Genomic DNA, 13,547 nt, shown 5'->3' on the forward strand with positions numbered 1-13,547 from the left:
CGGTCAGGCTACCGCGCGCGCCCGCGCCCGGCCGGGCGGCCCGCCGATCACCCGCCCTTGGATCCGCCGCGAACGCTCCGCCGTAATTTCGGTACCCGCTCGGCGAGCGTACGTTCCGCACCGTGCTGGGTCGGGTTGTAGTAGTCCGCACCCACCAGCCCGTCCGGCGGATACTGCTGCGCCAGTACCCCTTCCGGGGCATCGTGCGGATACCGGTAACCCTGGGCGTTGCCCAGCTTCGCCGCCCCCGCGTAGTGGCCGTCACGCAGGTGTGGCGGGACGGTACCGATCCGGCCCGCGCGGACGTCGGCCAGCGCGGCGTCGATACCGGCGATGACGGCGTTCGACTTCGGGGCCGTAGCCAGGTGCACAGTGGCCTGTGCGAGCGCGAGTCTGCCCTCGGGCATCCCGATGAACTGCACGGCGTGCGCGGCCGCCACCGCCGACTGCAACGCGGTGGGGTCGGCCATGCCGATGTCCTCGCTCGCGTGCACGACGAGCCTGCGGGCCAGGAACCGCGGGTCCTCGCCCGCCTCGATCATCCGGGCCAGGTAGTGCAGCGCGGCGTCCACGTCCGAACCGCGAATCGACTTGATGAACGCGCTGATGACGTCGTAGTGCTGGTCGCCGTCGCGGTCGTAGCGAACCGCGGCCTTGTCCACGGTCGACTCCACGGTGGCGAGGTCGATCGTGCGATGTTCGGTGGCACTCGCCGCGTCCGCCGCGGCCTCCAGTGCGGTCAGCGCGCGCCGCGCGTCCCCGGACGCCAGCCGCACCAGATGGTTCTCCGCGTCCTCGGTCAGCTCCAGACCGCCGCCGAGACCGCGTTCGTCGGCCATCGCGCGCGCGATCAGCCCACGGACGTCGTCGTCGGTCAGCGGCCGCAGCTGCAACACCAGCGACCGCGACAGCAGCGGGGAAACGACGGAGAACGAGGGGTTCTCCGTCGTGGCCGCGACCAGCAGCACGGTCCGGTCCTCCACCGCGCCGAGCAACGCGTCCTGCTGCGTCTTGGAGAACCGATGTACCTCGTCGATGAACAGCACGGTGTTCTCGGCGTTGTAGTTGCGCCTGCGACGAGCCTCCTCGATGACGCCGCGGACCTCCTTGACGCCCGCGGACAGGGCCGACAGCGCCACGAACCGGCGGCCGGTGGCGGTGGAGACCAGGTTGGCCAATGTGGTCTTTCCTGTTCCCGGTGGCCCGTAGAGCAGCACCGAGGCCGGAGCGGCGCCCTCGACGAGCCTGCGCAGCGGCGCACCCTCACCCAGCAGGTGCTGCTGCCCGACCACCTCGTCGAGCGAACGCGGGCGCATCCGCACGGCGAGCGGCGCCCCTGCGGGCACGGCAGCCGCACTTCGCCGCGCGGTGGCCGCTGGTGCGTCCGGCGGCTCCGGCGGCTCCGGCGGGGTGGCCAGGCCGGGGTTCACCGTGAACAGTTCGTCTTGTTCCACGTATCGACGGTATCCCCCGCCGCCGACAGCGGTTGAGCCGACGGTGAACACCGTGGCCGTGGTCCACCGCGGCCGACCTGATCGTGCTCACCGGCGACATCGCCGCGGGCCCCCAACCGGTGGCGACGCTGGATCGGCTCATCGCGCTGGGCGAGCGGGTGCGGTGGGTCAGCGGCAACGCCGATCGCGAGCTCGTCCAGTTGGCGCGGGGCGGCGAGACGACGATCCCCGACCCCATCGCGCCCTGGGCGGCGGCGGAGCTGACCAGCGCACACGTCGACCTGCTTGCGTCGCTTCCCGCGACCGGACGGATCCCGGTTCGCGGGCTCGGCACGGTGCTGTTCTGCCACGCGACTCCGCGCGGCGACGAGGAACTCGTGCTGGTCGACAGCTCGTACGAACGCTGGAGCGAGGTGCTGGGCGGGCTCGGCGCCGAGGTCTCCACCATTGTCTACGGGCACACCCACATGCCGTTCACCCGTGTGGTGAACCGCAGGCTCGCCGTGAATCCGGGCAGCGTCGGGATGCCGTACGGCTCCACGGGAGCGCACTGGGCGTTGCTCGGTGGTGCTTCCGGGCCGTCGGTCCAACTGCGCCGCACCCTGTTCGACGCCGAGGCCGCGTGCGAGTCCATTTCGGAGTCATCGGGCTACCCCGGTGTCGAGGCGTGGGCCGACTTCTTCGTCCGCTCCCCCGCTTCCGACAGCGAGGCACATCAGGCGTTCGCGCCGGGAGACGGCCGCAGGGCCTAGTCGGCGCCCGCGACGACCGGTATCACGGCTCGCGAAAGCCGAGCGCTGCCGAGATGCCCTGTGCCGCCCTGCTCACCACCGGCACCAGGCCACGCATCCGGGCGGCAGGCATGTACGGGCGGGTGGCGGACACGCTGATCGCCCCGGCGATCGCGCCGCCCGCGTCCCGGATCGGCGCCGCGACGCAGCGGATTCCGGGTTCGTTGTCCTCGAGGTCCATGGTCGCCCCACGCTCGGCATAGTCCCGCATCCGGTCGAGGAACGACTCCAGGTCCTGCCGTTCCGCCCGCCGCGGGGCCACGGGTGTCTCGTCGCGGTAGAGCGGTTCCCATTCGTCGGGTGCGTCCAGCAACAGGGCCATCCCCACGCCGGTGCGGGTCAACGGCATGCGATGACCGATGCGCGACCGCATCTCGGCCCCGCGTGATCCGGGCAGTTTGTCCAGGTAGAGCACGGACGACCCCTCCCGGACGGCGAGGTGCACGGTGTCGCGCAACTGTTCCGACAGCTCCTCGAGGACCGGCCTGGCCACCACCGGCAGCGGGTTGCCGTGCAGCGCTTGGAAGCCGAGCTCGATCAGGGTCGGCCCCAGCGAGTAGCCGTCGCGTCCGGTACGGAGATATCCCTCCCGCACCAACAGCTGGACCAGCCGATGTGCGGTGCTACGGCCCAGGCCGGTGCGCTCCGTCAGTGCCCGTAGGTCGGTGGCACCGCTGGCGACGGCACGAATCACCGCCAGTCCACGAGCCAGCGTCTGGGTGCCCGGTGGCGGCGCTTCCGGCACGGGAGAAGCAGGATCGGACGTCACGTTCTGATCCTACATATAGGGACCGTGTTCGCATTATTGGGAACGGAGTTCCACAGTATCCGCTCGTGAGCGACGACAGTGGTAGTCCGAGCCTGATCGCACTGGACTGGGGATCCTCCACCCAGCGCGCCTGGCTGCTCGACGACGACGGACGGATCCTCGCGGCCCGCAGGCCAGGACAAGGCCTGTTCGCCACCACGGCCGAGATCGATCCGGGTGACCCGCGGGCCAGGGCACAGGCCTACGAGGACGCCTTCCATGCCGTCTGCGGCGACTGGCTCGCCGCGGATCCGGATGTGCCGGTGATCGCCTGCGGCATGGTCGGCAGCGCGCACGGCTGGGCCGAGGCCGGTTATCTGACCGTGCCCACCGCGCTGCGGTTCGGGCGCGAGGCGCTGGTGCCGGTGACCCACCGGCGAGGTGTCGTACACCTCGTGCCCGGCCTGCGGATCCCTTCCGCTGACATGCTGCCCGGCGACGTCATCCGGGGTGAGGAAACTCAGGTTGTCGGTGCACTGGACATGATCGGCGGACTCTCTGGCGCGGTCACCGTGATTCTGCCCGGCACCCACAGCAAGTGGGTTCGGGTGGGCGACGGGACGGTCTGTTCGTTCGAGACCGCGCTGTCCGGTGAACTGTTCGGGCTACTCACCCGGCAGGGCATTCTCGCCCGTACCGCGGCCGATCCGGTGCGCGACGACGCCGCGTTCGCCCGCGGGCTCGCTGCCGGGTCGCCCGGGGTGTCCAGGGGGTTGTCCACCGAACTGTTCGGTGCACGGCCGCTCGTTCTGGACGGTGCGCTCGCCCCGGCTTCGGTGCCGGACTACATCTCCGGCGTGGTGATCGCCGACGAGGTCGGCCACCTCATGTCCGAATCGGACCGCCGGCACCGGGTGGTGCTGTGTGGCACCGCTGATCTGTGCCGGCGGTACTCGTCGGCGCTGGCCGGGTACGACATCGAGCCCATCGTGCTGACCGAGGAGGTCGCGGCACGCGGTCTGTGGCGTATCGCGGTGGCGACAGAACTGGTGAGCGACAGGGAAAGGACACCGAACACATGAGTACGACCGGACTGATCGCGATCCTGCGCGGGATCACCCCGCACGACTGCGAGGCCGTCGGTCGTGCCTTGGCAGAGGCGGGGTTTCCGGTGATCGAGGTACCACTGAACTCGCCGAGCGCGCTCGACTCGATCGAGCGGCTGTCTCGCGCACTCGGTCAGGACTGCGTCATCGGCGCGGGCACCGTCCTGTCCACTGAGGACGTTCGACTGGCCGCTGAAGCGGGCGCCCGAATCGTGGTCTCCCCCAACACCGACGCGGCTGTCATCACGGGCGCCGCCGAGGCCGGGCTGCGTCCCTATCCGGGGGTGGCCACGCCGACCGAGGCGTTCACGGCTGTCGCGGCCGGTGCGCGGCAGCTCAAGCTGTTCCCCTGCGATGCCGTCGGAATCTCCGGGATGCGGGCGTGGCGAGCCGTTCTTCCCAGCGACGTGGAACTCCTGCCGGTCGGCGGGATCGACGAGACCAACCTGGCCGCCTGGGTCGCGGCCGGTGCGGGTGGAGCCGGCCTCGGCAGCCGGCTCTACCGGCCGGGCGACCCGGCCGAACTTGTCGGCTCAAGGGCCCGTGAATTGCGCAGGCTCTGGGACGAGGCCACCGGCTGAGCACGAATGTCAGCACCGCCCGTGTGATCACGGCCCGAACCGGGTCGCGGACGAAAAGGAAACCCACCATGAAGATCACGTCAATGACGACATATCAGGTGCCGCCGCGCTGGCTGTTCCTGAAGATCGAGACCGACGAGGGGATCGTCGGCTGGGGCGAGCCGGTACTGGAGGGCCGGGCGGCATCGGTGGCCGCGGTGGTCGACGAACTCTCCGACTATCTGCTCGGTCAGGACCCAGGGCGCATCGAGGACCTGTGGACGGTGATGTATCGCGGGGGCTTCTACCGCGGTGGTGGCATCCACATGAGTGCCCTCGCCGGAATCGACCAGGCGTTGTGGGACATCAAGGGCAAGGCCCACGGCGTCGCGGTGCACGACCTGCTCGGTGGCCGGGTGCGTGATCGCATCAAGGTGTACTCGTGGATCGGCGGGGACCGCCCCGCCGACACCGCGCGCGCCGCCCGCGCCGTTGTGGACCGTGGCTTCAGCGCGGTCAAGATGAACGGCACCGAGGAGCTGCAGTACCTCGACACCTGGGACAAAGTGGACCGTTGCATCGCCAACGTGGCCGCCGTGCGCGAGGCCGTCGGGCCCGAGATCGGCATCGGGGTGGACTTCCACGGACGGGTGCACAGGCCGATGGCCAAGGTGCTGCTGCGGGAACTCGAGGCCTACCGGCTGATGTTCGTCGAGGAGCCGGTGCTGTCCGAGCACGTGGACGGCTTCGCCGACGTCCTGCGGTCCTCACCGATCCCCATCGCCTTGGGCGAACGGCTGTACTCGCGCTGGGACTTCAAGACGCTGCTGGCCTCCGGAGCCGTGGACATCGTGCAGCCCGACCCTTCACACTGCGGCGGAATCACCGAGGCACGCAAGATCGCGCATATGGCCGAGGCCTACGACGTGGCCCTGGCGTTGCACTGCCCGCTGGGCCCGATCGCGTTGGCCGCCTGCCTGCAGATCGACGCGGGCTGCTACAACGCGGTGATCCAGGAACAGAGTCTGGGAATCCACTACAACACCGCCAACGACCTGCTCGACTACGTGGCCGACCCGGCGGTGTTCACCTACCGCGACGGCCAGGTCGAGATACCGGAAGGCCCCGGTCTTGGCATCGAGATCAACGAGGACTACGTCGCCGAACGGGCCGCGGCAGGACACCGCTGGCGCAATCCGGTCTGGCGCCATGGCGACGGCTCCGTGGCGGAGTGGTGAGCGCCATGACCAACACCACGTCCGCGGGCGCGCCCACCCGTGACGGCCTCACCGTCAAGGCCTCCCGGGTCCGCGTGCTCGTCGCGGTGATGTTGTTCGTCACCGTCGTGATCAACTACCTGGACCGGTCCAACCTGTCGATCGCCATGCCCGCGATCGCCGAGGAGATGGACCTCTCGAAGGCCCAGCAGGGACTGCTGCTGTCGGCCTTCGGCTGGACCTACGCCGCACTGCAGATTCCGGGCGGCTGGCTCGTGGACCGGATTCAGCCCAGGGTGCTGTACCCGGTGTGCCTCATCCTGTGGTCGCTGGCCACCTTCTTCATGGGCATCCTCGGTGGATTCGTCGCGCTGATCGCCCTGCGCATGCTGGTCGGAGTGTTCGAGGCACCGGCATACCCGGTGAACAGCAGGGTCGCCACGATGTGGTTCCCGGAGCGGGAACGCGCGACCGCGATCGGCTTCTACACCTCGGGGCAGTTCATCGGCCTGGCCTTGCTCACGCCGGTGCTGTCGTGGCTGCAGGCGGTGGTGTCCTGGCACTGGGTGTTCATCGCGACGGGCCTCGTCGGCGTGGTCTGGGGAGTGTTCTGGTATCTCGGTTACCGCGACCCGAGGCAGTCGCGGGCCAACGAGGCGGAGATCGAACTGATCCGCTCCGGCGGCGGGCTCGTCGACCTCGTCCGGGAGCAGCCCGAACGGACGCGGATCACCCGCGGGGACGTGGCGACCGTGCTGGGCAGGCGCAAGCTGTGGGGCATCTACCTCGGCCAGTTCTGCCTGACCTCGACCCTGTGGTTCTTCCTCACCTGGTTTCCGACATACCTCGTGGAATACCGGGAAATGGACTACATCAAGTCCGGTTTCCTGGCCTCCCTGCCGTTCATCGCGGCGCTGGTCGGTGTGCTGACCTCCGGCGTGCTGTCGGACTTCCTGGTACGCCGGGGCGCATCGCTCGGGATGGCACGTAAGGGCCCGATCATCACCGGGTTGCTGCTGAGCACCGTGATGGTGACGGCGGGCTTCACGGATTCGACCGCGGTGGTGATCCTCATCCTGTCGATCGCCTTCTTCGGCAACGGCCTGGCGTCGATCACGTGGTCGCTGGTGTCGACACTCGCGCCGCAACGGCTGCTGGGACTGACCGGCGGGATGTTCAACTTCATCGGCAACCTGTCCTCGATCGCGACCCCGATCGTGATCGGTTTCCTGGTCACCGAGGACAGTTTCGCCCCGGCCTTCGGCTACATGTCCGCGATCACCGTGCTCGGCGTCCTGTCCTACGTCTTGCTCGTCGGCAGAGTGGAGCGTGTCCAGGAGCGAGCCTGAACCTCAGTCGGCCCGCACGCGCGCGAACCCGGTCCGGGTCTCGCACTTTCCCGGGAAAGTGCGAGACCCGGACCGGGTTCAGGGCAGCCGGATGACCAGTGACTCCCTGGCGGAACGGAGCATGATCGCGGCGGCGTAGGGCACCAGGTCCCGGCCTCTGCGCCACAGCCAGGGAATTCCCTTCACCAACAGCCAGCCGACGTGATCGGCCGTCCCCACCGGCGCGCCACCGGAGGGGTGCAGGGCGACCGGTTCGGGCACGGCGAAACCGGCCTGTCCCAACAGGTCGGTGAATCCGCGGGCGAGCAGCCGGTGCCCCAGTTCGGACGGGTGCAGCCGGTCGACGCTCCACGCGTCCAGGTCGTACGCCCCCGGCACGAAACCGAGATCCAGGCAGGGCACACCTCGGCCCGCCACTACGGCGTCGATGGCGGAGTTGAGCAGTTCGATCCTGGATTTGAGCGCCCGGTGCAACGGCCCGGGCAGGCGGAACACCCGGCCATGGTCGTGAAACCGGACCACAACGGGTACCGCGCCGACCGAGAACAGACCGGTGACGATCTCGTCCAGGTCAGCGGACACCGAATCCGGGTCGAAGTCCGAGCGCAGCGTGTCGTTCATCCCGGCCAGCACCAGTGCCGCGTCCGGCCGGTGCGCCAGCGCGTCCGGAAGCTGACTCTCCCGCACACAGCGCATGCGCGCGCCGGTGAACGAGTGGTTCACGTAGCCATCGGATCCGACGCCGAGGGCCTCGGCGACCAATGGGCCGACACCGCGCCAGCCGCCGCCGGGAAGCGGGTCGCCGAGACCGACGGCGGTCGAGTCGCCCAGCACCGCGAGCCGGCGTGCGATCCGGCTCGGAACTGTCGGCGCGGTTCTCGGGGAGATCGGGAATGGGTCGAGGGTCGAAGTGACTTCGTTACTCACCACGGTCACGCGTCAGAGGATCCGGCACGCAGACTCATCGGCGGTGATGCCCGGGTAACGACGTGCGGACGCCTCGGCGAACCCTCGGTGCGCCCAGGGCGCTTACCGGAAGGCGGGATACAACGCCAGTTCCAGCCCCTGGCCGTACCTGGCCTCGAGCCCGGTCGCCACGTCACCCGCGTGGGCGGCGAGTTCGGCCGCACCACCGCGTTCGGCGTGTGCGGCCAGATCACGCCACCACGTGGTCAGCGCCGCTGGCCTGCTGGTCGGCCCCGCGGTCGTACCGACTGGCAACTTCGGCAACAGATCCCAGGTCACCATCCAGACCCCGAGCAACTGGCTGTCCAGCAGGTAGGCGGACAGTGCCTCGTCGTCGACCAGCGACGGCCAGATGCCGGCGACCTCGGCCCGCCAGGCGGCGACCATCGCCTCGCTCATCCCCGCGGGCAGCGCGAGTGCCTCCGGACTGGTCACGAACGGCACGCGCAGGTGCGCGACGTCGACCAGCGCGCTGCGCACCCGGCCGCGCTCGAAGTCGAGGAACCGGACCCCTGAGCTGGTCACCAGGTTGTTGTCCGGCCACAGGTCGACCGGGCTGAACGCCCGGTAGCAGGCCGACCTCGCGTGCTCGGCGGCCCGCTCGGCCGCGGCGCGAACCCGTTCATGGGTGCGTACACCCAACGCCCTTTCGAGCAGTTCGGGCAACTGCGCACAGGCCGTGAGCGGTGAGCTGTCGTCCCCGCCGACCGGTCCGCCGAGCCTGCGCAGCAGCGCGTTGAAGTCGGCTTCCCTGCTGGCCGTGCTGGCATGCAGCCGGCCCAGCGATCGGGCCCAGGACAGCAGCGCGGTTTCGGCGGCGCGCGCGTCCGGCGTGCGCAGTTTGTCCCGCAATGTGGGGGCATGCCCGAGGTCGTCGATGACCAGTACCCGCTCCCGCCCGTCGTGGGCGAGCAGTTCCGGGCACATCCGCTCCTCTGGTGGAAGCGCGGTGAACAGCTGATAGCTGACCGCTTCCTGGGCGAACGGGTCGGGCACTCCCGGTCCCGGGGCGTCCGGGTAGTGCTTGATCACCAGTGTGCGGGGCAGATCGAACGGTGACGTCGCGACCTTCGCGCGCACGACAGTGGCGGGACCACTGCCGTCGAGGTCCTCAGGATCGACGAGGGTGATGGTGCTGCCGAACCGGTGGGACAGCACCGCCTCGCCCGCTGCGAGAGCGGCGTCGATAGCGAGTAGTTCCGCCCCAGTGCCGAACGTCGAATCATCTGCAGCGGAGGTGTCGACTGTCATTGGTCACGACCCTACTAGTGAGCGAGCGGCAAGGACCACCATGAACGACCGGACCGTGCCCTGACCGTCATCAGGGCATGACGCGACGGGAAACCGGCGGAACACGGTGAGTGAACGTCAGGCGCGCGGCTCCGGCTTGGCGTCCACCCCAGCTTCCTTGCGCTGTTCCGGAGTGATGGGTGCCGGGGCCGCGGTGAGCGGGTCATACCCACCGCCGGTCTTCGGAAACGCGATCACCTCACGCAGGGAGTCCGCTCCGGCGAGCAACATGACGATCCGGTCCCAGCCGAAGGCGATACCGCCATGCGGCGGCGCGCCGAACTGGAAGGCGTCGAGCAGGAAGCCGAACTTCTCCTGCGCCTCCTCCTCGGAGATCCCCATCAGCTCGAAGACACGCTGCTGCACGTCCCGGCGATGGATACGGATGGATCCGCCGCCGATCTCGTTACCGTTGCAGACGATGTCGTAGGCGTAGGCCAGCGCGTTCGCCGGATCGGTCTCGAACTTGTCGATCCACTCCGGGGTCGGCGAGGTGAACGCGTGGTGCACCGCGGTCCACTTGCCGCTGCCGACCGCCACGTCGTCGCTCTCGTCGGCGCGCTCGAACAGGGGCGCGTCCACTACCCATACGAACGACCAGGCGTTCTCGTCGATCTGCCCGAGCCGGTGACCGATCTCGATCCTGGCCGCGCCGAGCAGCGCACGAGCGTCGTTCTGCTTGCCCGCGGCGAAGAAGATGCAGTCACCCGGCTTAGCGCCCGCGGCGGCGGCCAGGTTCTCCCGCTCGGTCTCCGACAGGTTCTTGGCCACCGGGCCGCCGAGCGTGCCGTCCTCGCCGACGAGCACATAGGCCAGACCCTTGTGGCCGCGCTGCTTCGCGAACTCCTGCCAGGCGTCCAGCTGGCGGCGGGGCTGGTCGGCACCGCCGGCCATCACCACGGAACCCACGTAGGGCGCTTGGAACACCCGGAACGGGGTGTCGGCGAAGAACTCGGTCAGCTCGGTGATTTCCAGATCGAAGCGCAGGTCCGGCTTGTCCGAACCGTATTTCGCCATCGACTCGGCGTAGGTGATCCGCCGGAACGGCGTGGTCAGCTCGACACCGATCAGCTTCCACAGCGCGGCGATGATGTTCTCACCGAGGGCGATCACGTCATCCTGCTCGACGAAGCTCATCTCGATGTCGAGCTGGGTGAACTCCGGCTGCCGGTCGGCACGGAAGTCCTCGTCGCGGTAGCAGCGCGCGATCTGGAAGTAGCGCTCCAGCCCGCCGACCATGAGCAGCTGCTTGAACAGCTGGGGCGACTGCGGCAGCGCGTACCAGCTGCCGGGACGCAGGCGAGCGGGCACCAGGAAGTCGCGAGCGCCTTCGGGCGTGGACCGGGTCATCGTCGGCGTTTCCACCTCGACGAAGTCCCGCTCGTGCAGCACCTCACGAGCCGCCCGGTTCACATCGCTGCGCAGGCGCATCGCGTGCGCCGGACCGCTGCGCCGCAGGTCGAGGTACCGGTGCTTGAGCCGCACCTCCTCGCCGACCTCGACGCGGTCGTCGATGGGGAACGGCAGGACCGCGGACTCGGAGAGAACTTCCAGGTCGGTGGTCAGCACCTCGATCGCACCGGTGGGAATCTCGGCGTTCTCGTTGCCGGACGGCCTGCGGGCCACCTCACCGGTGACCCGGATGCAGTACTCCGACCGCAGCTGGTGGGCGCGCTCGGCCATCTCCCCCTCGCGGAAGACGACCTGGGCGACTCCGCTGGCGTCTCGCAGATCGATGAAGATGACACCACCGTGATCGCGCCGCCGGGCCACCCAGCCGGTGAGGGTGACGGTCTGGCCAGCATGCTCGGCACGAAGTGTGCCGGCGTTGTGGGTGCGAAGCACTGGGGTTGCTCTCCTCGTTCTGTCGGACAACGCGATTCGACGGGCGCGTCAGCACCGAATTCGCCGACGGTAAAGGCTAACGAATCACCTGGGGGCGCCCGCCACCAGGTTTCTCCCGGTCACCCCGCGGGGCTAGAGCAACGGCAACTGCTGTCCCTGCTGAGCCTGCGTGCGACCGGAAAGTCGCTGCTCAGGGACAGCCACGCGGGTTTGGTCACGCTCCGCTTCGTCGCGTTCACGTCCCGTACTGCCCGAGCCGTGCTCCAGGTCGTGTCGCCGGAGAAGCCGCGTCACCCGCTCCGACAACCAACGCCGGTATGCGCTCCCCGCATAGCTACCACCCGCGTAGAGCGCACGGTAGCGCGGAACGAGCGCCGGGTACTCGGCGGCGAGCCACCTGCCGTACCACTCACGCGCGCCGGGACGCAGGTGCAACGGCAGCACGGTGACCCCGGTGGCCCCGGCATCGGCGATCTCGGCGAACAGGGCACCCAGCGCCTCGGTCGAGTCGGTGAGACCCGGAAGTACCGGCGCGACGAACACACCACACGGCAGGCCCGCGTCGCGAATGCGGCGAACCAGATCGAGCCGGGCCCGCGGGCTCGGTGTACCGGGTTCCAGCTTGCGCTGCAGGTCCCGGTCGAGCAGTGCGATCGACACGCCCAGTCCCACCGGGACGTCGGCGTTCACCTCGCGCAGCAACGGCAGATCCCTGCCCAGGACCGTCCCCTTGGTCAGGATGGAGAACGGAGTGCCCGAATGGGCCAGCGCCCGGATGATCCCCGGCATAAGCCGGTAGCGCCCCTCGGCGCGTTGGTACGGATCGGTGTTCGTGCCCATCGCCACGTGCTCGCGTGTCCAGGACGGTCTGCGCAATTGGGCCGCCAGCACCTCGGCGGCGTTCACCTTCACCACGACCTGGGTGTCGAAATCCCGGCCCGAGTCGAAGTCGAGGTACGTGTGCGTGTTGCGGGCAAAGCAGTAGGTACAGGCATGCGAACAACCCCGGTACGGGTTGACGGTCCACCGGAAGGGCACCCCGGACGAAGGGCCAACCTTGTTCAGCACGGACTTGGCCTTGACCTCGTGAAAGGTGACGCCGGCGAACTCCGGCGACCGCACGGTACGAACCAGCCCCGCGAGACCTGGCAATGCCTGCTCGTTCCCGCCTTCTGCCCGCTGCCCGTCCCATCGCACCAGCAGAGTCGAACACACGTTCGAGTCGCTGTCAAATGGGACGAGCCGGACAGCCCGGCGAGGGGCAGCCCGCGAGCGGAGCGGCGACTGCGCCAGGATTGGCGTGTGGCTCTGCGTGCCCACCAGCCGACTGGGAGGTCCTGACGTGACGAGTAAGTTCACCGAGCTCGCGATCGACTGTGCCGATCCCCAAGGTCTCGCCCAGTTCTGGTGCTCGGTCCTCGGTTACGAGGTGCAAGACGAAGACGACGCGCTTGTCACGATTGGTTCTCCCGCGGTACCCGAAGGCAAGAACCGCCGTGGCCCGGTACCTCCGGCGTTGACATTCGCGCGCGTACCCGAGGGCAAGACCGTCAAGAACAGGCTCCACATCGACGTCAACCCGACGGACAGGGAGCAGGGCGAAGAGGTACAGCGCCTGATCGACCTGGGTGCTCGACCCGCCGACGTCGGTCAAGGCGACGAGAGTTGGGTGGTACTCACCGACCCGGAGGGGAACGAGTTCTGCGTCCTCGCGGGTCGTCACCCCTGACCGGACGCGGCGCATCGCGCGAGGTCAGCTGTTCGGGGGATACCCGACCGGCGAGCCGCATCCGCGACCTCGGTCCCCTTCGAGTGACCACCTAGATTGTCGAACCTTTGTTCGATACTTTGCGGGTGTGACGACATTTGTGCAGGCAGGTAGCGAGGCGGGGATCATGTTCCTGCCCGCCGATCTGGTGGGTCCGCCGCCGTTTACCGCGGAGGAGTGGGCTGATCACCGGTTCACCGTGCGGTCGGGGGTGGACTTCTCGGCGTTGAGCGCGGATGAGCTGGTGGAGGCGTTGGCGGTCGCCCGCCGGTTGCGGGCGCGGGCGGACGCGTTGGAGGCGCGGGCGCTGGCCCGGCTGGATCGTCTGCGGGGCGGGGCACGGCGGTGGCGGTGGGGGCGGCGCTGGAGTTTGGCCCTTATACTCAACTCCGGGCCCAACCGACGCCACGCTACCCTGTATGCCGTCCTCTGCTTTAAAAAAAAAAAACACAA

The 13,547-nt window shown here is 68.9% G+C and carries 13 protein-coding genes; 7 read left to right on the forward strand and 6 right to left on the reverse strand.

The window, feature by feature from the left end; translation table 11 throughout:
• Positions 1-47: 47 nt before the first annotated feature.
• Positions 48-1,454 carry a replication-associated recombination protein A gene (locus D0C15_RS23285; RefSeq protein WP_116049315.1) on the reverse strand — a complete coding sequence of 469 codons (1,407 nt, stop codon included), beginning with the start codon at positions 1,452-1,454 and terminating at the stop codon, positions 48-50.
• Between the two features lie 83 nt (positions 1,455-1,537).
• Between D0C15_RS23285 and D0C15_RS23290 the strand changes: the two genes are divergently transcribed.
• Positions 1,538-2,206 carry a metallophosphoesterase family protein gene (locus tag D0C15_RS23290; RefSeq protein WP_245976143.1) on the forward strand — a complete coding sequence of 223 codons (669 nt, stop codon included), beginning with the start codon at positions 1,538-1,540 and terminating at the stop codon, positions 2,204-2,206.
• A gap of 22 nt (positions 2,207-2,228) precedes the next feature.
• Here the strand turns inward: D0C15_RS23290 and D0C15_RS23295 are convergent, their stop codons facing one another.
• On the reverse strand, positions 2,229-3,014 hold the full coding sequence (locus D0C15_RS23295) for an IclR family transcriptional regulator (protein ID WP_245976145.1): 786 nt from the start codon (positions 3,012-3,014) through the stop codon (positions 2,229-2,231).
• Positions 3,015-3,079: 65 nt separating this feature from the next.
• On the opposite strand from D0C15_RS23295, the gene D0C15_RS23300 reads away from it, so the two are divergent.
• The 4 genes from D0C15_RS23300 (at position 3,080) to D0C15_RS23315 (ending at position 7,225) form a co-directional block, all read left to right on the forward strand.
• On the forward strand, positions 3,080-4,075 hold the full coding sequence (locus D0C15_RS23300) for a 2-dehydro-3-deoxygalactonokinase (protein ID WP_116049273.1): 996 nt from the start codon (positions 3,080-3,082) through the stop codon (positions 4,073-4,075).
• Complete coding sequence (locus D0C15_RS23305) at positions 4,072-4,680, forward strand: 2-dehydro-3-deoxy-6-phosphogalactonate aldolase (protein ID WP_116049275.1); 609 nt, start codon at positions 4,072-4,074, stop codon at positions 4,678-4,680. Before D0C15_RS23300 ends, D0C15_RS23305 begins: the two co-directional genes overlap by 4 nt.
• Before the next feature lie 68 nt (positions 4,681-4,748).
• Positions 4,749-5,897 (forward strand): galactonate dehydratase, encoded by a 1,149-nt coding sequence (dgoD, locus tag D0C15_RS23310; RefSeq protein ID WP_116049277.1) that lies wholly within the window; start codon positions 4,749-4,751, stop codon positions 5,895-5,897.
• Positions 5,898-5,902: 5 nt separating this feature from the next.
• On the forward strand, positions 5,903-7,225 hold the full coding sequence (locus D0C15_RS23315; RefSeq protein WP_116049279.1) for an MFS transporter: 1,323 nt from the start codon (positions 5,903-5,905) through the stop codon (positions 7,223-7,225).
• Between the two features lie 78 nt (positions 7,226-7,303).
• On the opposite strand, the gene D0C15_RS23320 is transcribed toward D0C15_RS23315, so the two are convergent.
• From D0C15_RS23320 to D0C15_RS23335, 4 genes are all read right to left on the reverse strand, one after another.
• Positions 7,304-8,161, reverse strand: coding sequence for an SGNH/GDSL hydrolase family protein (locus D0C15_RS23320; RefSeq protein ID WP_116049281.1), 858 nt, complete (start codon positions 8,159-8,161; stop codon positions 7,304-7,306).
• 93 nt (positions 8,162-8,254) lie between these two features.
• Positions 8,255-9,442, reverse strand: a complete 1,188-nt coding sequence (locus tag D0C15_RS23325) for a phosphotransferase (protein ID WP_116049284.1) — start codon at positions 9,440-9,442, stop codon at positions 8,255-8,257.
• Between the two features lie 117 nt (positions 9,443-9,559).
• Positions 9,560-11,326 (reverse strand): aspartate--tRNA ligase, encoded by a 1,767-nt coding sequence (gene aspS, locus D0C15_RS23330; RefSeq protein WP_116049287.1) that lies wholly within the window; start codon positions 11,324-11,326, stop codon positions 9,560-9,562.
• A 132-nt stretch (positions 11,327-11,458) separates the two neighbouring features.
• Positions 11,459-12,541 (reverse strand): Rv2578c family radical SAM protein, encoded by a 1,083-nt coding sequence (locus D0C15_RS23335; RefSeq protein WP_425455415.1) that lies wholly within the window; start codon positions 12,539-12,541, stop codon positions 11,459-11,461.
• Between the two features lie 127 nt (positions 12,542-12,668).
• Between D0C15_RS23335 and D0C15_RS23340 the strand changes: the two genes are divergently transcribed.
• Positions 12,669-13,055, forward strand: coding sequence for a VOC family protein (locus D0C15_RS23340; RefSeq protein ID WP_116049320.1), 387 nt, complete (start codon positions 12,669-12,671; stop codon positions 13,053-13,055).
• 127 nt (positions 13,056-13,182) lie between these two features.
• Positions 13,183-13,547, forward strand: a 365-nt coding sequence (locus D0C15_RS23345) for a hypothetical protein (RefSeq protein ID WP_162830215.1), incomplete at its 3' end; no start/stop codon positions are given.

This window comes from Amycolatopsis palatopharyngis, assembly GCF_003385185.1.
Classification (GTDB): domain Bacteria; phylum Actinomycetota; class Actinomycetes; order Mycobacteriales; family Pseudonocardiaceae; genus Amycolatopsis; species Amycolatopsis palatopharyngis.